Below are 20,676 nucleotides of genomic sequence, written 5' to 3' on the forward strand. Positions count from 1 at the left end.
CCGAATAACGATTCTCCAATAGCACTCAGTGCAAGAAATTTTTCAGAAGGCTAAAACTTTTCGCAGCACCTCATCATCTTTACAATAGAAACGGCAAGAACGCCTAAATCCTTCGAAATTTGACCTCATGGCCGAGACCTTACTCGACATCGCGATGATGCATTCTGACACCCTTATTGCCCGGGCAAAGCAAGGCGACCAGAATGCGCAAGGGAAGCTGGTACAGCTGTGGTACAAACGTATCTACAACTTCAGCTACAAATTCTTTATGGATCATGACCTGGCCATGGAAGTATCGCAGAAAACTTTTATCTCCATGTGCCGGAGCCTGGCTGGACTGCAGGACATCGCCCGGTTCAAATCATGGCTCTATAAGATTGCTGTAAACTATTGTCGCGAAGAAGCCCGCAAGAAAAAAGGAAGCCGGTCACTGTCCTTTGATGTGGTATGGAATCGTGAAGCGGAAGACTCGCCCCAGTGGGAGTCGTCTTCACAACGGTATGCCAACCCGGAGAGTCAGTATCAACAAGCCGAACTTTCTGATATATTACAACAGGCACTTTACGAACTCAGTGACGAGCAACGCGAAGTAGTGATCATGAAAGAATACGAAGGATTGAAGTTTCGTGAGATCGCAGAAGTGTTGAACATTTCAGAGAATACGGTGAAGTCGAGAATGTATTACGGGCTGGATGGACTGAAGAAAATTTTAGAACGGAAAAATATTACTAAAGATACGATTGGATATGAGCTATAAACCTGATCAAAACGATTGGATGGCTTACCTCTATGGAGAACTTGAGGGTGCTGAAAAAGAAAAGATGGAACAATATCTTTTGTCGGATGCGAATGCCCGTAAAGAGTTGGAGCAATTCCAGTATCTGCGAAAGATGATGGGAGCAGTGGAGGATAAAGAAGTGATTGCACCGCCTATTGTACTCGGCGATAACAAGCAACGCTTTATCTGGAATACACCAGCCGTCAGAATTATCTCCAGCATCGCGGCTTCTCTGTTGATCATTATGCTTGTAGGAAAATTTACAGATACACAGATCAGCATGTCGGGCAATGAATTCAAGATCAGTTTCGGTGAACCGAAAAAGGTAGAAGCAACGCAGTCTGTAACGAATACGCCTTTACTGTCGGCAGAGGAAGTGCAGAACATGATCAATCAATCGCTGAATCAAAATAATATAGCGATGCAGACGAGCTGGAAAGAGACACAGCAAAAGCTCGATGCTTCCGTTCGCAGTAACCTGGCTTCCAATTCCAATAAGATCGATCGGCTTGTAAAAGAAGCCTCATCGGCTTCACAGGATCAGATTCGTCAGTTTGTATCAACATTGCAAAACGAAAACACAGAAGTAGTAAAGAATTACTTTCAACTAACTGCAAGTGAACAGAAGAAGTATATAGAAAACTTGCTCGTTGACTTTGCGAAGTATTTGCAACAACAACGGAGCGATGATCTTCAGTTGGTGCAAACTCAGTTGAAAGCCATCGAACAAAACACCGATATATTTAAACAGGAAACAGAGCAGATACTTTCCAGCATCATTACAACAGTGAATGCAGCGGAAGTAAAAGAGACGAAGTACTAAGTATTAAAGTATAGTAAATTTTGTGAACGACATCCGCGGGAGCGCATGTGCAAGACTAACAGGAATTAATAACAGACAAATTAAGAATATGAAATCTATCATTCGAGTATTGATGTGCAGTATGGTGGCGATAGTGCTTGGTGTACAAGCTGCAGAAGCGCAAAAGATTGATGAGGAGCGCATGAGGCGCGATATTGGAGTAGCTGAAAATGTATTGAGCACGCTGATCAAACAACAATTCAATAACCAGCGCACATTTTTTCCGCTGGAAATAAAAGGAAGTTATCAGGCTGGTTACGGTGTGACTTTTTCTTTGCCTGCAGATTATACTACTCCGATAGCGCTATCGATCGGATCGGGTGGTAGTAATGATGTGTTTTTCTACAACGAGGAAGAAGAACCAACCACCATCGAGTTTAGAGGCAATGATGATGGTGAAGGCGACCGTGCTGTTATAAATGGTAAAACTTTTAAGCTGAAAGAAAAAACCAGAGGAAAGTCACGTGTTGATATGGACAGCGTTCGTGATTCGTACAATGAAAAAATAATAGAAGCTGCGAAGGAATTTATTCTTGACTATAGCGATATGATTTCTCAGCTCGGTCCGCAGGAAAGAATTGTAGTAACCAATCAAGGCAGTCAGCCACGTGCATGGGTTAATCAATACTTTAGCGCTCCGAAGCGTACGCATCTTTCAATAGAAGCATTGAAGTCAGATCTCGTACTATATAAATCGGGTAAACTGAACCGTACGCAGGCTGCTGCAAAAATTAAAATAGTAAATACAGAATCGGTGGATGCTGTTGAACCAGACCTTGAGTTACTGTCGAGTATATTTAGCAGACTATATCGTTCAGATCTTTCCAAAACATATTTTACCGGAGAGAATATATATTATGAGCGTCTCAAGGATTTTGGTGTGATTTACTACATGCAGGTATATAGCAGCAATGAGCGCCCGTATAATCGCTTTGATATGCCTACGCTCAACCTGGAAGATGTAGATCAGCAGACGCGTAATAAGAAGGTAGTGGAATTATATCCTGCATTCGAAAAGGAACTGAAAGAAAATATACTGGACTACGGAAGAACGCTGAAGAGTTTGAAGGGTGATGAAAATCTGATATTTCAGATCCGGTTAACCCGCTGTAATGAATGCGGAATCCCGGCTTCAGTAGAACTCTCTGTTAAAGCTTCTGTACTGCAGGATTATAATGCTGGTAAACTTGATAAAAATACTGCACTGAATAAATTCATCCTGAAAAAAGGACAGAATCAATAGTATAGTATTGATATTATAAAATATAGTGTGCCGGTAAGACAATGCGATGACTTGCCGGCACGTTTGTTATATACCGTTTGTGTAGATTTTTTAGCCGATGGCCTAATATATGTAACCATCTGGCTGAAGTGGAGTAACAAGTATAAGAGCGGATTGTGTTGTTGGGTGTAATTTGATTGTGAAGAAAGAGGGCAGGAGCTTCCGCAGCTTTAGCAAAGAACAGCATTAACCTATATCAATCCAACCTCTAACTCCTTCTGAAATGAAGAAAAAACTTCTCATCGGTGGCGGAGCATTAGCAGTGCTTCTTGTTGTCTTTTTTATTGTGCGTGGTAACAAGGCAAGCGAAACTGCAGATGTAATGACCTCCGTAAAGCGCGGCCCGTTCAAAATAGAAATTGAAACCACTGGCGAACTCGAAGCCAAAAACTCTGTAAAAATTCTCGGTCCTTCTCAGCTTCGTGATTTTCGAATCTGGAACGTAACCATCCAAAGCATAATTGATGAAGGTACTGTAGTTAAGAAAGGCGACTGGGTTGCCACCCTCGATCGTTCAGAATTCCAGAATCGTTTTAATGAAAAGCAGATCGAGCTTGAAAAAGCAAATTCCAAGTTTGTGCAGACACAGCTTGATACTACACTTCAGATGCGCCAGTCGCGTGATGAACTGATCAATCTGCGCTACGGTAAAGATGAAAAGCAGATCGTTCTCGATCAATCTAAATTTGAACCACCGGCAACCATCAAGCAAAACCAGATAGATCTTGAAAAAGCGATTCGTGCCTACGACCAGGCAACAGAGAATAACAAGATCAAGAAGAAGCAGAATATAGAAAAGATGCGTGAAGTATCTGCTGAACTTCGGAAAGTGCAAAATGAATTTACTTCCATGACAAAAGTAATGGAATCCTTTAATGTGATTGCCCCTGAAGATGGCATGGTGATCTATGAAAAAGGTTGGGATGGAAAACCTATCAAAGGTGGATCCCAGATAAACATGTGGGAGCCAACCGTTGCCACATTGCCGGATCTCACCAAGATGATGTCCAAAACGTATGTGAACGAAGTGGATGTGCGCAAAGTAAAAGCCGGGCAAGATGTAAGTATAGGGCTCGATGCATATCCTGATAAGAAGTTAACAGGCAAAGTAATTCGCGTAGCAAATGTAGGAGAGCAACGTCCTAACTCCGATGCAAAGGTATTTGAAGTGGCAGTTGAAATAAACGGCACTGATCCAACGCTTCGTCCTTCTATGACCACAAGCAATCGCATCATTGCCAGCGTTATTGATAGCGCCATGTTTGTTCCACTCGAGTGTCTGCATAGCCAGGCCGATACCATCACCTATGTATTTAAGAAGGAAGGTATAAATACAGTGAAACAAGAGGTGGTTGTCGGACAAACAAATTCCAATGATGTAGTTATTCTGAAAGGCCTTGTGGAGGATGACAGAGTATATCTTTCAATTCCTGCCGGCTCTGAAAATGATGAGATCTCCCTTCTGAAAGAAATGAATGGCAAGCGTAAGAAGAAGGAAGAGGAAGAGAAGCCTGCAGAGCCCGCAAAGAAATTACCGACAGCTTCCAGTAATTAATATAGCATGATATTTTCACCCCGAGTATTAGCAAACCTTTCCATTGCTATTGGAGCGGTTATTTCTAACAAGGTGCGTTCGTTGCTCACAGCCCTGGGAATCATCTTTGGCGTGGCAGCGGTTATCGCGATGCTTGCTATAGGCAATGGCGCACAACGTGAGATCCTCGACCAGATAAAACTGGTTGGCGTAAATAATATTGTGATCAAACCGATTACGGAACAGAAAGAAGAAAAGATCGAAGAACAGGTTGGGCAAAAGGACAAAAAGAAATTCTCTCCCGGCCTTACGATACGCGATGTAAGTAATATCAAAAGTACTATACCGGGTATAGCGAGTATCAGCCCTGAGATTATACTGGATACCTATGTGATTCGTAATGGGCTGAGGCGTTCTGCTAAACTGGTTGGTGTCGAGCCGGTATATTTCAAGATCTATAACTTTGATTTGCTGGATGGTAAATCTTTTTCCGGTGAACAGGAACGACTCGGTTCCCCGGTCTGTGTGATCGGAAGTTCTATTAAAGCTAAATTTTTCCCCACTGAAAATCCAATTGGTAAAACTATTAAAGTAGGACAGCATTGGTTAACGATTATCGGTATTTTAAAAGAGCGTTTGGTATCGGAGTCAAGCATCAGTAAACTTGGTATTCGTGACTTTAATATGGATATATATACTCCCATTCAATCGGTGTTGATCCGCTATAAAAACAGAGACAAGATTACTTCCGAACAACTGCGTCTCGAGTCTATGCGAAGCCGCGGGATGGTATTTTCAAGTACACAAAATGCCAGTGATCAAAGCGAGCAGGAAAAGAAAAACTATCACCAGCTCGACAGACTCGTAGTGCAGGTAAATGAAACGAGCCAGCTTGCACCGACCGCCGAAATCCTCTCCAGACTTTTGCAGCGCAGACATTATGATGTGGTGGATTATGAAATTGAAATACCTGAGATGCTACTCAAGCAACAGCAGCGCACCAATGATATTTTTAATTATGTACTCGGTGCTATAGCAGGTATTTCATTGCTGGTAGGAGGTATAGGAATAATGAATATCATGCTTGCCTCCGTATTGGAACGTATCAAAGAAATCGGGTTACGATTGTCCATCGGTGCCAAGAAGAGCGATGTGGTGCAGCAATTTTTATTTGAAGCGATTATGATCAGTGTGTCTGGTGGTATCATTGGTGTTGCTCTAGGTGTGACGCTGGCTTACCTCGTTTCAAAATTTGCCGGTATACCTACGATCATCACGTTTACCTCTATCATTTTATCCTTTGGTGTTGCTGCAACCGTAGGTTTAATTTTCGGTATAGCACCTGCGCGCAGAGCAGCCAGTCAAGACCCTATCACATCTCTACGATATGAATAAACTATATTCCTCCCTCTCTATTTTTTTTCTTCTTTTCGCGATCTCTTCTTTTGCTTATGGACAAACTGTGCTTGCGCTGGAAGACATTATTGCGCGATCGAAAGGACAATCACCGGCTTCGAAACAGGCAGAGACGAGAAAAGAAAATCGCTACTGGCAATACCGGTACTATAAAACCAACTATAATCCACAGCTTCGTCTCGAGGGAAGCTTGCCGAGCTACTATAAACGTGTTAACCAGATACCGCAGCAAGATGGTACATTTCGATATATACCCGTTGAGCAGACTAATAACAATGTAACCCTGGGATTGGAACAGCCCATTCAATGGACCGGTGGTACGATCTCTGCAAACACTGGACTCGGGTATTTTAAAGACTTCAATGACAACACAAGTTTGTCGGAACAATGGAGCGGTACCGTGATGAACGTTCAGCTTAATCAGCCACTCTTTGCTTTTAATCAATTGCGTTGGGATCGTAAAACAGAACCGCTTCGGTACGAAGAGTCCAAGCGCGAATATATAGAGCAGATGGAATTTATATCCCGCGAAGCCGTTAGTCGCTTCTTCGATGTTTTGCAAGCGCAGATCAATCTCCAGATCGCAACTTTTAACCTGGCAAACAATGATACTATATATAAAATTGAAAGAGGTCGCTATAACATCGGGACCACCTCTCAGGATAAATTGCTACAGGTAGAATTGCAATTGCTTCGTTCGAGACAGGGCGTTGCACAGGCTACACTGGATCAGGAGACCGCGCGACTTCAGCTGCGTACATATATAGGATTATCAAAGGATGAAAACTTTGCGCTGAGTCTGCCCGAGTATATTCCGGCTTTTGATGTTACCGTAGATGAAGCGTTGCAATACGCACAAAAGAATCGTGCTGCATACATTGCCTTTGAGCGAAGGCGAATTGAAGCCGATCGGGAAATTGCGCAGGCAAGAGGCCAGCGGTTTCAAACCGAGCTGACAGCTGCCTTCGGGTTAAACAACAATGGGTTGATGTTGGATGATGTATATACTGATCCTTCGGAACTACAACAGTTCAACCTTACGCTTAATGTGCCAGTACTAGATTGGGGCCGGAACAAGTCGCGTATGCGCACGGCGATGGCCAATAAGAAATTGAACGATTACGTCATTGCCCAGGACGAAGTAAATTTCGAACAGGAGATCATGACGCAGGTGCGGCAGTTTGAGATGTTGAGGTTGCAGATCGAGATCACTAAAAAAGCTGATGAAGTAGCTACCGAGCGCTATAATGTAGCACAGAATCGTTATCTGATTGGTAAGATTGATATCACAAATTTAAATATAGCATTAACTGAAAAGGACGATGCGAAACGAAGCTATATCCAGGCACTGAAATCTTTCTGGACGGCTTATTATGATTTGAGAAGACTTACGCTGTATGACTTTTCAACAAAACAACTTCTGTATACACCTGAATAAAAAAGAGGTTATCATTCAAGCAGAATGATAACCTCTTCATATTGAGTATATAGATTATATGCCGATGTAAGTGAACGGCGTAATTTCCTTTAAGCGTTTTTTTACGTCCGGTTTTACATTGAGACCTTCTATAAATTCAGCTATACTTTCCGCTGTAATCTTCTCATTCTTTCTGGTGAGCGCTTTCAACGCTTCATATGGATTCGGATATCCTTCTTTACGAAGAATGGTTTGTATGGCTTCGGCTACAACAGCCCAGTTATCATTCAGGTCGCGGTCAATAGCCGCCTTGTTAAGCTCAAGTTTGTTGATGCCTTTCGATAGAGATTGCATCGCTATATACGTGTGTGCAAGTGGTACACCTATATTTCGCAGTACCGTTGAATCGGTAAGATCACGCTGAAGTCGCGAGATCGGAAGCTTGCTCGATAAATGTTCGAAGATCGCATTGGCGAAACCCAGGTTGCCTTCGGCATTTTCAAAGTCAATCGGATTTACTTTATGCGGCATGGCCGATGACCCTACTTCACCCTCCTTGATCTTCTGTTTGAAATACTCCATCGATATATACTGCCACAAGTCACGACTGAAGTCAATCATGATGGTGTTAATCCGTTTCAGGTTATCGAATAAAGCTGCAAGGTTATCGTAGTGCTCAATCTGCGTAGTTGGATAGCTCCTTACTAACCCAAGGTGATGACAGAATTCATCTCCGAATTTGTTCCAGTCAATCGTAGGGTATGCCACTGCGTGTGCATTGAAGTTACCGGTAGCACCACCAAATTTTCCGGAGTGCGGCACCGACTTCAATTGATTTAATTGCTTTTCAAGACGTGCTGCAAACACCATGATCTCTTTGCCAAGTCGGGTAGGAGATGCAGGTTGTCCGTGTGTAAAGGCAAGCATCGGTATATCTTTCCATTCAATGGCCAGTACATTCAGCTTGCTTAACAACATCTCAATGGTAACCAAATATTCCCGCTCTATAAACTCTTTCAGCAAGAGCGGTATAGCGGTGTTGTTGATATCCTGAGACGTCAATCCAAAGTGAATGAACTCTCTGAAAGGTTCAAGTCTTAATCTTTCAAACTCCTTCTTGATATAGTATTCCACAGCCTTCACATCGTGATTCGTAGTCTTCTCGATGAGTTTGATTTCAGCGGCATGGGCTTCATTGAAATTCTTATAGAGCCTGCGTAGTTCCTGCAGCGTATGCACCGGAAAATCTTCCAATTCAGGTACGGTAGCAGACATGGCAATGAAGTATTCGATCTCTACCTGCACGCGATAGCGCATCAATCCGAATTCAGAGAAATAAGGCGCTAAGGGTTTAACAGTTTCAAAATACCGGCCGTCAACGGGCGAGATGGCAGTGAGTGGATTTAATTGCACGATGTCTGGTTGTTAAAGTTCAAAATTAATCGCTTCGGTCAATACACCAAAATCTTATAATCGCGGCAGCTTCAATAAAACTTGATAGCGACTCTTTACAGCAAGTAAAATGCATTTGCAGGCGATCAGCACGGTATTTGGTCAAACAATTCTGTAATCTAATGTGTTGAGACGATTAACTTTTTATGGATAAAATATTCCTCATTACTTTTGTAGTACTATACATTGTGCTATACCGGCAATTAAAAGGATGCACATCGGCATTACTTTTAAGATGGTACACGTGGAAGCTCAGAAAGTAGCGGCTGAAGCGTTTGGTTTATAGGGATTGAAAACGGATAATTGTTAATTGATAATCGAAACAAGAATGGCATTTAGTTTTTTTAAAAAATCGGAGAAGAAAGAAGAGACTCACAGTGGTCCGCATTACTATGATCTGAAAGTTAAGACGATCATCAACGAAACAAAGGATGCCATCACCATTGTGTTCGATCAGCCTGCCGGAAAAAAGATAAACTATAAATCAGGTCAGTTCTTAACCTTGATTGTAAATGTGCAGGGGAAGGAAGTGCGCCGGGCATACTCGTTGTGCAGCTCTCCGTTTATTGATAATGACCTGGCTGTAACCGTGAAGCGTGTTGAGCAAGGACTCATGTCGAATTGGCTTCCCGATAATATAAAAGAAGGGCAGACTATAAAAGTGATGGAGCCCATGGGGCAGTTTACTACCGAATTCGATGCAAAGCGGAAACGTCACATCGTTATGTTTGCTGGTGGTTCGGGCATTACACCGATGAGCTCAATCATTAAAAGTATGCTCTCACAGGAACCTGACAGCATGGTGTCGTTGATTTATTGCAACCGCGACATTGACAGCATTATCTTCCGCGATGAACTTGATAAATGGCAAACGAAATATGAAGGTCGCTTCCATGTTATTCATGTACTCGACAATGCACCGATGAACTGGCAAGGATACTCCGGGTTATTGAATCATGAAATGCTTCAGAAATTATTTGAGCGTATTCCGGATTGGGGCATTGAAAAGACAACGTACCTGATGTGTGGTCCGGAGGGAATGATGAAGAATGTAGAGACGTTGCTTGACGCTCATAAAATTCCAAAAGAAAAAGTCTTCAAGGAAAGTTTTGTTCAGGGAATTCTTGACAAGAAAGAAGAGAAGCCAACAGGCGATGCGAAATCCCGCGAGGTAACCATTCGTTATGATGGACAGGAATATAAAGTATCGGTAGAGCCGACTGCTACTATTCTGCAGAGTGCACTTGATCAAGGTATAGATCTGCCATACTCATGTCAGAGCGGATTGTGTACTGCTTGTCGTGGTAAAGCGTTGAGTGGACAGGTGAAGCTTGATGAAGAGGAAGGACTCTCTCAATCAGAGCGTGCCGAAGGATATGTACTCACCTGCGTAGGCCATCCGCTTACGGATGATGTAGTAATCGAAATTGGTTAAACATTTTCAGGTTGATTGTTTGTGGTATCTATACTGTAAACAATCAACCAAAAACATCTATACTATAACCCTATATCTCTTATACTCTTCAAGAGAAGACTAATGCGCTGGATTGTTCAGCGAATGCTTCTTATTTTCGGATATATTCTCTACCGTCCATTCGATTTTTCTTACAAGGGCGTGTTGACGCACGGGGCAATCACTTTTATCACATATAGGGCAGGATGCCTCCAGGCAGCCATCGGTATGAATAAAGAATTCAACGGAGCTTCCAAAGCGATTGCGCACTAATCCGGTTAATTTATCTATCTCCAGGTGTGCTTCATTTACGTTGAGATACCACGGCACCGTAAGGTGACAATCCATGTGTAATTGATTGCCATATTTTATAATGCGCAGGTTGTGCAGATCAATCCAGTTCCAGTTACGATTGCTGTTGAGTAAGCCGACCAGCTTTACAAGCAGATCACGATCTGTTTCATCCATGATGCCTGCAAGTGAACTGCGTAAAATTTTATAGCCTGTGCGCATGATCAGCAATGCGAACACGATTGCCACAACACTATCAATCCAGAGTATTTTGGTGAAATAGACCACGATCAATCCGCCCGTGATACCGAGCGTGGTATAGGTATCCGACTGCAAGTGTTTGCCACTGGCTTTCAAGGCTATAGAATTATTTTGCCTGCCCACACGAATGCAGAGTATACCCATCAAAAAATTGAGCACGGCTGTTATGCAGATCAGCCCCATACCAATATCCAGTTGGTGGAGTTGTTCCGGATAGATAAGGTTGTTGACTGCGTTGTAGATGATGAAAAGTCCGGCTACTAAAATGAGGCTTCCCTCGAGCGCTGCTGAAACGAATTCAACTTTACCATGACCGTAGGGATGATCTTCATCCTGAGGTTTAGCGGCTATATATAGGCTATATAATCCAACAAACCCGGCAACGATGTTCACGATACCTTCCAGCGCATCGGTAAGAATAGCGACCGAGTGCGTGAGGTAATAGGCAACGATTTTGATAACCAGCAATCCAACCGAGAGTATTGCTACCCATTTCTGAATCTGAATATTTTTTTTGGATGCCTCCACTTGCACTACCTCCTTGATCGGTGCAAATAACGATTATCTTTTTGATTTACGAAGCGTTTTTATAACAGCAGGAACAGCAATAAAAACCCATACAACATTGATGAATGTATTCGCGTAAGCACCTTTGAAAATGGAGTACACGATCAGCAAAAGACCTCCGGTGATGTTTAATGCATAAAACAACGGAGAGTCGGATTTTATTTTTTGATAACTGTTTAATCCATAGGCAATCACCACTTCTACAGAGCCGATCCAGCCAAGAATTTCGATTAGCGTTTCCATCATGACCCCAAAATACAAAGAATGTTTTGTGAAGCGATTTCAGAATTTTACACGCGTCTGTATTTTTAAATCGCTTCTTACATTTCCTGCAGTCGCGTCAACACCAGAACCGATGGATTCACGATCGGTGTAACGCGTATGTGCATACCGAAACCAGAAGCTTATATACCGGTTCAACTTATACTCGACGAGCACATATCTTCGAATACCAGCGCCATAATATGCAGGGAGTGAAAACGCGAGCCATACATCATTTTCATAAACATATTGGCGGTTGTCGTAATCATCGGTATCGAACAAAGCATATCGGCCCGTGACTTCAAATTTTCGGATGCTGAAATTAATATCCTGCATGAGCGCCATGCCTTGTGTGGTGTGATGATCGATTGAATAAGAGCTAAACTGCAATCGCGTTTTGAGTCGTAAGTTTGGAGATACACTTACATCACTGTGCAGCCAGTAATTGTATTTCTTTCCATTGCTGATCGTATATAGCGTTGCATTATCAACGGCAGTGTTTCTTGCTTTTGCTTCCTCGCGGATTTGTGCAAAGAGAATTATTTTTTTCGAAGGTTGATAATTTATACGAACCAGCCATTCGTGCCCGGTGGAAGGCGCATAGATCCGATAGCGAAGCCATGCGAACTGAAACAAGTCCATATACCCGGTAATGTTAAACCTTCTGTTAAAAGTATACTTCCATCCCCAGTACGTGCCGCGTTCATTTTGTGTTGTACTTCCTTCCGCGAACGCGTTTGAATAAAAAGCATGATACGACCGATCGTACTTTCGATAGAGTAAAGAAAGATCGAGATGACTCGATAGGCTCCACAAAGCTCCCGCCACATAGGCATTACCGTTGCGAACAGAATGTGCTGCCTCACTAAAGAAAGATATATTCTGGATCGAGTAATTAAAGTATCCCCCTATATTTTGATTAACATCGCCACGAAATGCAAACTGATTATATAGCGCAGGTGTTTTCTCAACGCGATGATCGTAGTGGATCTGGTTATACATCACACCGGCATCCATTCCGTTCTTCTTATAGTGCAGTACACCACCAAAATTGCGTTCACCTGTTTTCTTTCGTCTGGCCAATTCGGTTTCACTTCGATGCAGTCCTGTTGTAGGGAGCGATGTAATGCTGGAAACATCTTCAAATCCGTCATTAACCTGCGCATCGCGCTTGGCTGCAGAGTAAAATCCAGACCAGTATAGATTCTTAGCTACTTCAAGTGTAGCTGCGGCACCACGTAGATTGCCCGCTTCGGAAAATGATGTATAGGGTAAATGCCCAATGTTACTTCTTCGTGTAGTCGTAATCGTTTCACCGCCTTTGCCCATTCCAAAAACACCACCGATCATTAAGCCTTGTCCAAACTGACTTTGAAAATCACCAACTATCAGATTCTTTAATCTTCCTTTGTTTTGTAGCTGTGCATGAAAAGAGATATAGTCAAATCCATATTGCTGGTTCGAAGTGTTCCAGGTGATTTGTTCGCCTGCATCTTTTTCTGCGCTGAAGCCAATGCTGAAATCGCCAGGTCTGCTCGATCGGAAACGTGTCGATATTTTATCCGGTGAACCCTTGAAACGATCGGCCGTTTTTGTTTCAGATCGATATCCTTGTTTTGTCTCCAGTACACGTTCATAACGCATGATGAAGTAATTATCGGATTCATCTTTCATGCGCTGCCATAATGAAGCATTGATAGAAGCTGAAGGGTCGTTCACTTTTACAAACGGCATCAATGTCTGAATAGTCTGCAGGTCAAACAAAGGAACAGCTTGTAATTCATATACCGATAAAAAATTCCCGTAAGCAGATCGATGTGCTGTTAAGCTTTTGATCTGTTCCTCCGAAAGAATTTTAATAAAGCGAAGTTCTTCATCCGAAGCCGTATTCAAGTCAAGCGGATGGGAGAGAAGCTGCGCGAGGTTTTCATACAGGTCTTCATAATTCAGATCAAGGTCTTGAATGCTATAAAGGTCATCCGTGATTTTCTGCAAATTGATTTCTTCGCGTGGATAATCTTGTGCGAGCAAACGCAATCCTCCTATAGCAAATATACATGCAATGATATACTTCATGAACGCTTTGCTTTCAGACGGTATGCCACGGTAGCCTGATGACGTGATCCCTGATCGAACGACTGCATGAACGAATAATCGAGTACGAACTTCTGTGGCTTGAAACCAAACCCTATAAACCCAGCGTTGGGTTGCAAATTAAAACCCGTACGGAACCAGAATTTTTTATAGAATTTATACTCCAGTCCTGCCTTCCAGGTAGGGCTATAGTCAAGATCCTTTTCAATCTCTGTTGTTACCAGTAATTTATCGGAAGGAGTGAAGGCTATACCCACCGCCAGGATGGTCGGGAGTCGTTCATCATCTTCAGTAATGGAAGGCTGTGTGATGTTAACGATGTGCGCTCCAATGGAGACCTTCGGTGTTAAGCTGGCGATGCCACCAAAGTCGAAGCCTAGTACTCCTTTGGAGCCGAAGCCTTCTGTGCTATACTGTATATATTTTATGCTGGCTCCAAGAGATGCCAATCCGAAAGCGTTGCTGAATCCGGCAGTGATCACTTGTTCATTATAGAGATCGTCACCGAAGCGAAATATACCCATGCCAGCAACGCCTGTTGCTGCTGGTATAGCGACCACAGCAGCCATAGTGTTGAAAGCTGCTATACCGGGACGAGCATTGTACGTAAATGCTGTTGTTGCCTGGTTGATTTTAGCAAGACCGCCAATATTGTTAAAGATCGACCATTCATCGGATAAGCAAGCGGAGGCATACGCTAGTCCCTGTGTGCGTGCGCCCATGAAAGTTGATGCGCTTTGCGCGGATATAGTATAGCTTATACATGCCAGGCATGCTGCTACTAACATTTTAATCACAACGGTTTTTGTTTATTGCGATTAAAAGTAGAGTATAAATAACGATCGCTACAAGTGAATTGCCGAAGATATTAACGCGGTATCATCACACGATATAGTTTAACGTATATAGATATACGCGTTGCTTGCAGTTATACTATACATCGGATGAATGATTGTTTTTTGAGGATATATGTTTAAACTCATTCAATACTGATCTCCTTGGCCAGTCCCACTGCATTGAAGCGTATAGCAAGTCGGAGTGCATTGTCGGTGTGAGTCGGACATTCCGGAGCTGGTTGAAGATAGTAGTAAAAGAATTTCTGATTGCGCTTATAGAGTTCGTTCCGATCGGGCTTACCAAATACCTGAACAATCTCCATTTCACTTAAGCCGAGGAAATTTCTTTTCTGCTCTTTCAGTGCATCAATTGTGGCGGTACGCGTACCCGAGCACCCGTTCCGGTCGTTCATCCAGCTTTGAACTTCAATGTCTTTGAGTTCGGGTACAGACTTACGGCAGGATGTGAAAATTAAAAGGATGATCAGAACACTATACCAATTGAAACTTCTCATGCTTGTGAAGGAAATAAAACCAGCTTGCTGAAATAATACAATACACCACTGCTACACCATAAAGCCCCATAGGCCAGGCGTTGAAATAGGTTGCCACCGAAAGAATTATCGGATATAAAATGATGCGGAGCCATTCAGACCATTTCACCCAGACCTTTCCTTCAAATAACACCCCGCAATTTACAACCACAAGCGAGATGAGTATAGTAATAAATAGATTTTCTAGTGTAGTAAAGCGATCACTGCCGTCTGCGTTTTTCTGCCGGAAGAGGAACAGCGCGGTGCCTCCCAGACAAAGTACATATTGAAACAACACATAGCGCGTCAATGCTATAACAGAAGGCGTATCGTATTTGCGATAAGTGGTCTTGTCAACCTCCTGTGCTGCTCTATATCCACCCAGGTAATCGGGGAGCCATCCTGGTTTTTTAAAGAGGTACCGGACTTTGTCACTCCATCGCGGAATGCGCTTCAGGTCGTTGCCCATCTCAACATAATGACTCACGTTGGCGAACACTGCATTCCAGCTATTGATGGGCTTGGTAATTCCATAGGTGGGTTTTTCTTCTTCGGCCTGGAACGTACCAAACATCTTGTCCCAGATGATAAGCGACCCTGCGTGATTCTTATCAATATACTTGGGATTTCTTCCATGGTGAACACGATGATGAGAGGGAGTATTGAAGATATACTCAAGCCATCCCATTTTTCGGATCGTCTCGGTATGAATCCAGAATTGATAGAGTGTATTGAGAGAAGAGATGAGTACAAAGTCAAGCGTTTCAAACCCCAGGAATGCGATCGGTAAACTGAAAGCAAATGTCCATACTACTTGAAGTGAACTTTGTCGTAAGGCAACCGATAAATTATACTCTTCACTTTGATGATGCACCACATGGCCTCCCCAGAAAAGATTGATCTCATGACTCATACGATGTGCCCAGTAATAGCAAAAGTCAACGAGCAGAAAAAGAACCAGCCAATAAAGCCAGTTTCGCTCCAAGGTTAGCAAGGCAAAGTGCTCAAATAAAAACTGGTATGCTCCGATAGCAAAGATCTTTAGGAATAATCCTGATAGTTGCTGCGTGATGCCGCAGCTCAGGTTGGCAATGGTATCCGGTAAACTATAAAGCTTTCGATGTGTAAAGCGCTCGATCAGCAGTTCTATACCGATCAGAGTAAAGAAGATTGGAATAGAGAGAACGATCGGGTTAAGATTCATGAGAGGCGCTTTTATAGTGATAACTACCGGATCATGGAACGCATTGGAATATTTGAGTGTACGTATGGTTGCTATATTCTGTAAAAAGAAAAAGCGACAGTATCCTGTACCATCGCTCTTCTGATTTTTTAAAGGAAGAAATCAGTTGCCGCTGAAAAGATTTTTCTGCGTGTCGTCAATTTTGTTTTCGACAGCCTCTTTTACTTCAGCTGCTTTCTCTTCAATAGCGTTGGCAACAGAAGTTGCTTTCTCTACTACAGCATCTTTAAATTCAGTGGCCTTCTCAACTGCAGTCTGCGATAGATCAGATGCTTTCTTCGCTACTGATTTACGAATCGCTTTTGCTTTGGTAACGACCTTGGCTGTAAAAGATTTCTTGGCTGCTTTCTTTGGAGATTTTTTAGCAACTTTTTTAACTGCTTTTTTTGCTGCCTTCACAGCTTTTTTTGCTGCCTTCTTAGCTGATTTTTTTCCTGCTTTCGCGGCTTTCTTCGCAGCCTTTTTAGGAGCCTTTGCTGCCTTCTTGGCAACTTTTTTGGCGCCCTTCTTGGCCGTTTTCTTCGCTGCTTTCTTAGATGTTTTCTTTGCTTTTTTTGCCATAGCGTTGAATGTTATGTATTAGGTACCGAAAAGTTAATTAATAATCTTTTTACTTGTGAGTGAATATATAGATTTTATTCAAATATATCTTTCAACCTCATGTAGCAAGCAGTGAAATGAAAGGTAATTATACATGTTGTCGATAAATCTGCACCGTAAACAACATCATTATCCCCATGCTATAGACTTCCGGTTATACTGCATTTATACCACTCTGAATGATTTCATATTCATTGCCTGGCGATGTAAAGAAACTCTTAAATCAACGTTTGAAAGCATGCTGCGCGCTTTTTAATGCAATCGCTAGGGATTAATACAACCAAGCACTACACCTCTACAGCGGCTGCTACGGGGCTTGAAGTATTGGTATGGCTCGTTGCAGATTCGTTAAGTATACCCGGTTTATATCTCGGTACATGCATGGACGGTATGTTCAGCCGGGCCATCTCTTTGGTTGCCCAGTCACCCAGCAACTTAATGAATGGAAGAAGCTCGCGGCCGCTGTCTGTCAACTCATATTCTACACGAGGAGGCAGTTCGATATACTCGTATCGTTTAATCAAGCCATCATCTTCTAATTCCCGTAAGGCCTGCGTCAGCATCTTGGGCGCTATACCTGTTACCGCTTTGCGCAGTTGTCCATACCGAAGTAAACCATGGCTAAGGTGCCAGATGATTCTTCCTTTATGTTTGCCCCCTATACGCTGAAAGCCATAGTCGATTGAACATTGAGGTGCGAGGTCTTTTTTTTTACTCATAAAACTGAAATTTCTTTTCTCCTGATTTTCACCATTAGTACCCTTTTGGTATGCAGGATACTAAAAAGTACATACTTGATACGAGCATTTCTGCCCTGTTAGTTTGCCTTCATACAATAACACAATTTTTATGAAGACCATTCAAATCAGCAAATTTGGTATTGAGAATTTAAAGATCACTGAAGCACAAAAACCAATGCCAGGGCCGCATGAGGTATTGATAAAAGTAGAAGCTGCTTCCCTTAACTTCCTTGATCTTATGGTGATTAACGGAGACTATAATCCGAAGTTACCATTGCCACATATTCCATGCTCGGATGGAGCGGGTGTAGTTGAAAGTATAGGAGACAAAGTTAGTCTCTGGAAAAGCGGAGATCGCGTAACGACACAGTTCATTCAGAAATGGATCTCCGGAACCAAGACGATTGAAATGCTTTCCAGTCGCACGGGCCTCGAATATCCGGGTGTGCTCAGCGAGTATATCTGTGTCCATGAGGCGGCTCTGATTCAGACACCCGCTGCGCTTTCTTCTCAAGAAGCATCGACACTTCCTATCGCTGGCCTTACGGCTTGGTCGGGATTGATTGAATATGCAGGTATCAAACCAGGACAAACCGTATTGACGCAAGGCACGGGTGGTGTATCAATCTTCGCGCTTCAACTGGCTAAAGCTGCCGGAGTACGTGTGATTGCTACCTCAAGTTCGGATGCTAAACTTGAGAAGCTTCGTGCCTTTGGAGCCGATGAGGTTATCAACTATATAAAAACTCCAGACTGGCATTTGGAAGCGAAGCGATTGACCAACGGAACCGGTGTAGATGCCATTCTTGATGTTGCCGGAACAGAGACGCTTACAAAATCAATTTATGCTGTACGCCACGATGGATTTATAGGGCTGGTGGGAAATCTTTCCGGTGCCGTAGTGCCGTTTAATATATACGACACCATTCCAAACAACGCAAACATCCGCGGTGTATCAGTAGGGAGTCTTGAATACTTTAAAAATTTCGTACGCGCCATTGACGTGGTAAAACTGAAACCTGTAATCGATAGTATATTTTCAATCGATAAGATTGCAGAGGCATATCGCTATATGCAGAGCAATGCTTTTATAGGAAAGATCGTTATCAGTATAGATTAAGCCATACACGTTAGGCAGTGACTGTAAACGACAATGAAGTTGTTGCATTATATATAGTGCAACAACTTCATTGTATTTGATATGCTGTATCCGTTAAGAGAAACAGAAATAATGCTTCTGTTAAATTCTCGCCTGGTAAGTATATAGATCAAAGTATCTTCCCTTTTGGGCGATCAGTTCTTCGTGTTTGCCACGCTCTTTAATATGGCCTCCCTCAATAACCAGGATTTGATCTGCCTGACGAATTGTACTTAGCCTGTGTGCAATCACGAAAGTGGTTCGGCCCTTCATAAGGCTTCGGAGACTGTCCTGTATAAATGATTCCGATTCGGTATCGAGATTCGAAGTCGCTTCATCCAGAATCAAAATACGGGGATTTGCAAGAATCGCGCGTGCTATAGCGATACGCTGACGTTGTCCACCCGAGAGTTTTACACCACGCTCACCGATCACCGTGTCCAATCCTTTTTCAAAGCGATCTGTAAATTCATGCACGTGTGCAGCATGCACCGCCCGATCGAGTTCTTCAGCAGAAGCGTTTGGCCTTGGGAAGAGTATATTTTCACGAATCGTTCCTTCGAAAAGAAAGTCGTCTTGTAAAACCACACCCAACTGACTCCTAAAGCTACTCAATGAAACTTTGGAAAGATCAACACCATCTACCGTGATGATTCCGCTTTCAGGATTGAGAAAAGTTGCTGCTAGTCCTGCTATTGTAGTTTTACCAGAGCCGGATGTACCCACCAAAGCAGTAACGCTACCGTTGGGAGCTGTGAAATTGATGTCTTGTAAAACGGGTTTACCTTCCTCGTACGAGAAGGAAACGTTGTTGAAAACTATATCGCCTTTTATAGTATCGATCTTGGTGGTGCGCACGGTGCCGTCATCTTCCGGAGTCATATTCATAATCTCTTCGGTACGATCAAGTCCGGCAAACGCTTCTGTTAACTGGCTCCCTATATTACTCATCTGTACGATCGGAGCGATCATGAAACCAAGGTATAGCGTGAAGGAAAGAAAATCTCCAAACGTCATCGCTCCATCAATGATCATATAGCCACCAATGCCCATGATGCCGGCACTAGCGAGACCAAGTAAGAAAGTTGCTGCACTGGTGACCAGACTGGTTGATGTAAGACTTTGCTTTACATTCAGGAAAAGTTTTTCAACACCAGCTTCGAAGCTTTTTATTTCCTGCGCTTCAGCATTAAAGCCTTTAATCACGCGAACACCATTTAACGTTTCCGTTAAGCGGCCCGTAACCTCTGCGTTGAGTTTGCCGCGTTCGCGGAATATAGGACGGATCTTGTTAAAAGCTTTCAGCGATATAAATCCAAAGACCAACACCGGTACCAATACATATAGAGTCATCAATGGACTAATGCGGATCAACAGCACAAGGCATATCACGGCACTGAGCAAGCCTCCCACCAGTTGCACAAGACCAGTACCCACCAGGTTGCGTACACCTTCAACATCCGTCATGATGCGTGATACGAGTGCTCCTGACTTACTATTGTCGAAGAATCGTATAGGTAGTTGTAAGATCTGCTTTTGAACCCTCACGCGGAGTACGGAGATGAGGTGCTGTGCTTCGACACTTAATAATTTTGTAAGCAGAAACGATGTTACTGCTTGTACAATGATGGCTGCAACCACACCTCCCAATAAATAATAAAGCATCGTTATATTCTTGTTGGCAATCACTTCATCGACCAGATATTTGCTGGCCCAAGGGAGTGTTAGTCCTGATATTCGACTGATAACGATGAGGATAAGCCCGAGGAATAAAAGATTTCTGCGAGGCCAGACTATTGTTTTGAAAACGTGACCAATGGTGACTTTGGACTTCGACATGGAGATGCTTGATTAAATTAGCGCGTAAACAACAAGACGAATCGAGGAACAGTTTATTCTTTGCGAAATAAAAATAACT

18 protein-coding genes are annotated in these 20,676 nt (G+C 42.9%); 8 read left to right on the forward strand and 10 right to left on the reverse strand.

Translation table 11 applies throughout. The features are described 5' to 3' along the window. The first annotated feature begins 127 nt into the window (after positions 1-127). From B5Y40_RS08455 to B5Y40_RS08480, 6 genes are all read left to right on the forward strand, one after another. A complete protein-coding gene (locus B5Y40_RS08455; RefSeq protein WP_245840498.1) occupies positions 128-757 on the forward strand; it encodes an RNA polymerase sigma factor in 630 nt (209 codons plus the stop codon). Continuing rightward, entirely contained in the window at positions 747-1,601 is an 855-nt protein-coding gene (locus tag B5Y40_RS08460) for an anti-sigma factor family protein (RefSeq protein WP_079686245.1), read from the forward strand. Before B5Y40_RS08455 ends, B5Y40_RS08460 begins: the two co-directional genes overlap by 11 nt. 88 nt (positions 1,602-1,689) lie before the next feature. After that, on the forward strand, positions 1,690-2,883 hold the full coding sequence (locus B5Y40_RS08465) for a hypothetical protein (protein ID WP_143785658.1): 1,194 nt from the start codon (positions 1,690-1,692) through the stop codon (positions 2,881-2,883). A 262-nt stretch (positions 2,884-3,145) separates the two neighbouring features. Further along, positions 3,146-4,477 carry an efflux RND transporter periplasmic adaptor subunit gene (locus B5Y40_RS08470; protein ID WP_079686247.1) on the forward strand — a complete coding sequence of 444 codons (1,332 nt, stop codon included), beginning with the start codon at positions 3,146-3,148 and terminating at the stop codon, positions 4,475-4,477. 6 nt (positions 4,478-4,483) lie between these two features. Continuing rightward, complete coding sequence (locus tag B5Y40_RS08475) at positions 4,484-5,851, forward strand: ABC transporter permease (RefSeq protein ID WP_079686248.1); 1,368 nt, start codon at positions 4,484-4,486, stop codon at positions 5,849-5,851. After that, positions 5,844-7,310, forward strand: coding sequence for a TolC family protein (locus tag B5Y40_RS08480; RefSeq protein ID WP_079686249.1), 1,467 nt, complete (start codon positions 5,844-5,846; stop codon positions 7,308-7,310). The genes B5Y40_RS08475 and B5Y40_RS08480 overlap by 8 nt, the downstream gene beginning before the upstream one ends. A 54-nt stretch (positions 7,311-7,364) precedes the next feature. On the opposite strand, the gene purB is transcribed toward B5Y40_RS08480, so the two are convergent. Continuing rightward, positions 7,365-8,702 (reverse strand): adenylosuccinate lyase, encoded by a 1,338-nt coding sequence (gene purB / locus B5Y40_RS08485; RefSeq protein WP_079686250.1) that lies wholly within the window; start codon positions 8,700-8,702, stop codon positions 7,365-7,367. Between the two features lie 367 nt (positions 8,703-9,069). Here purB and B5Y40_RS08490 point away from each other — a divergent pair, with 367 nt between their 5' ends. Continuing rightward, entirely contained in the window at positions 9,070-10,176 is a 1,107-nt protein-coding gene (locus B5Y40_RS08490; RefSeq protein ID WP_079686251.1) for a ferredoxin--NADP reductase, read from the forward strand. A 99-nt stretch (positions 10,177-10,275) separates the two neighbouring features. On the opposite strand, the gene B5Y40_RS08495 is transcribed toward B5Y40_RS08490, so the two are convergent. The 8 genes from B5Y40_RS08495 to B5Y40_RS08530 all read right to left on the reverse strand — a co-directional run bounded on the left by B5Y40_RS08495 (position 10,276) and on the right by B5Y40_RS08530 (position 17,599). Then, on the reverse strand, positions 10,276-11,274 hold the full coding sequence (locus B5Y40_RS08495) for a cation diffusion facilitator family transporter (RefSeq protein WP_079687129.1): 999 nt from the start codon (positions 11,272-11,274) through the stop codon (positions 10,276-10,278). Between the two features lie 33 nt (positions 11,275-11,307). Beyond that, a complete protein-coding gene (locus B5Y40_RS08500) occupies positions 11,308-11,559 on the reverse strand; it encodes a CBU_0592 family membrane protein (protein ID WP_079686252.1) in 252 nt (83 codons plus the stop codon). A gap of 36 nt (positions 11,560-11,595) precedes the next feature. Further along, positions 11,596-13,650 (reverse strand): ComEA family DNA-binding protein, encoded by a 2,055-nt coding sequence (locus tag B5Y40_RS08505; RefSeq protein WP_079686253.1) that lies wholly within the window; start codon positions 13,648-13,650, stop codon positions 11,596-11,598. Then, complete coding sequence (locus B5Y40_RS08510; protein WP_143785659.1) at positions 13,647-14,465, reverse strand: PorV/PorQ family protein; 819 nt, start codon at positions 14,463-14,465, stop codon at positions 13,647-13,649. Before B5Y40_RS08510 ends, B5Y40_RS08505 begins: the two co-directional genes overlap by 4 nt. A gap of 182 nt (positions 14,466-14,647) precedes the next feature. Further along, positions 14,648-15,019: a hypothetical protein gene (locus B5Y40_RS08515; RefSeq protein ID WP_079686255.1), complete on the reverse strand. Its 372-nt coding sequence runs from the start codon at positions 15,017-15,019 to the stop codon at positions 14,648-14,650. After that, on the reverse strand, positions 14,997-16,241 hold the full coding sequence (locus tag B5Y40_RS08520) for a sterol desaturase family protein (RefSeq protein WP_079686256.1): 1,245 nt from the start codon (positions 16,239-16,241) through the stop codon (positions 14,997-14,999). The genes B5Y40_RS08515 and B5Y40_RS08520 overlap by 23 nt, the downstream gene beginning before the upstream one ends. Before the next feature lie 141 nt (positions 16,242-16,382). Then, positions 16,383-16,841, reverse strand: coding sequence for a hypothetical protein (locus B5Y40_RS29580; protein ID WP_079686257.1), 459 nt, complete (start codon positions 16,839-16,841; stop codon positions 16,383-16,385). A gap of 326 nt (positions 16,842-17,167) precedes the next feature. Continuing rightward, complete coding sequence (locus B5Y40_RS08530) at positions 17,168-17,599, reverse strand: winged helix-turn-helix transcriptional regulator (protein WP_079686258.1); 432 nt, start codon at positions 17,597-17,599, stop codon at positions 17,168-17,170. A gap of 130 nt (positions 17,600-17,729) precedes the next feature. Between B5Y40_RS08530 and B5Y40_RS08535 the strand changes: the two genes are divergently transcribed. Further along, the gene (locus B5Y40_RS08535; protein ID WP_079686259.1) at positions 17,730-18,740 is read left to right on the forward strand and encodes a zinc-dependent alcohol dehydrogenase family protein; all 1,011 of its coding nucleotides are present in this window, start codon (positions 17,730-17,732) and stop codon (positions 18,738-18,740) included. Between the two features lie 120 nt (positions 18,741-18,860). On the opposite strand, the gene B5Y40_RS08540 is transcribed toward B5Y40_RS08535, so the two are convergent. Further along, positions 18,861-20,597 (reverse strand): ABC transporter ATP-binding protein, encoded by a 1,737-nt coding sequence (locus B5Y40_RS08540; protein ID WP_079686260.1) that lies wholly within the window; start codon positions 20,595-20,597, stop codon positions 18,861-18,863. Positions 20,598-20,676 lie beyond the last annotated feature (79 nt).

It is taken from the genome of Ohtaekwangia koreensis (genome assembly GCF_900167975.1).
In the GTDB taxonomy this organism is placed as follows: domain Bacteria; phylum Bacteroidota; class Bacteroidia; order Cytophagales; family Cyclobacteriaceae; genus Ohtaekwangia; species Ohtaekwangia koreensis.

Bases quoted from the DNA above. Each gene is read 5' to 3' on its own strand.
- B5Y40_RS08455 (WP_245840498.1), top strand. From the start codon at position 128: ATGGCCGAGACCTTACTCGACATCGCGATGATGCATTCTGACACCCTT.
- B5Y40_RS08460 (WP_079686245.1), top strand. From the start codon at position 747: ATGAGCTATAAACCTGATCAAAACGATTGGATGGCTTACCTCTATGGA.
- B5Y40_RS08465 (WP_143785658.1), top strand. From the start codon at position 1,690: ATGAAATCTATCATTCGAGTATTGATGTGCAGTATGGTGGCGATAGTG.
- B5Y40_RS08470 (WP_079686247.1), top strand. From the start codon at position 3,146: ATGAAGAAAAAACTTCTCATCGGTGGCGGAGCATTAGCAGTGCTTCTT.
- B5Y40_RS08475 (WP_079686248.1), top strand. From the start codon at position 4,484: ATGATATTTTCACCCCGAGTATTAGCAAACCTTTCCATTGCTATTGGA.
- B5Y40_RS08480 (WP_079686249.1), top strand. From the start codon at position 5,844: ATGAATAAACTATATTCCTCCCTCTCTATTTTTTTTCTTCTTTTCGCG.
- B5Y40_RS08490 (WP_079686251.1), top strand. From the start codon at position 9,070: ATGGCATTTAGTTTTTTTAAAAAATCGGAGAAGAAAGAAGAGACTCAC.
- B5Y40_RS08500 (WP_079686252.1), bottom strand. From the start codon at position 11,559: ATGATGGAAACGCTAATCGAAATTCTTGGCTGGATCGGCTCTGTAGAA.
- B5Y40_RS08505 (WP_079686253.1), bottom strand. From the start codon at position 13,650: ATGAAGTATATCATTGCATGTATATTTGCTATAGGAGGATTGCGTTTG.
- B5Y40_RS08515 (WP_079686255.1), bottom strand. From the start codon at position 15,019: ATGAGAAGTTTCAATTGGTATAGTGTTCTGATCATCCTTTTAATTTTC.
- B5Y40_RS08520 (WP_079686256.1), bottom strand. From the start codon at position 16,241: ATGAATCTTAACCCGATCGTTCTCTCTATTCCAATCTTCTTTACTCTG.
- B5Y40_RS29580 (WP_079686257.1), bottom strand. From the start codon at position 16,841: ATGGCAAAAAAAGCAAAGAAAACATCTAAGAAAGCAGCGAAGAAAACG.
- B5Y40_RS08530 (WP_079686258.1), bottom strand. From the start codon at position 17,599: ATGAGTAAAAAAAAAGACCTCGCACCTCAATGTTCAATCGACTATGGC.
- B5Y40_RS08535 (WP_079686259.1), top strand. From the start codon at position 17,730: ATGAAGACCATTCAAATCAGCAAATTTGGTATTGAGAATTTAAAGATC.
- B5Y40_RS08540 (WP_079686260.1), bottom strand. From the start codon at position 20,597: ATGTCGAAGTCCAAAGTCACCATTGGTCACGTTTTCAAAACAATAGTC.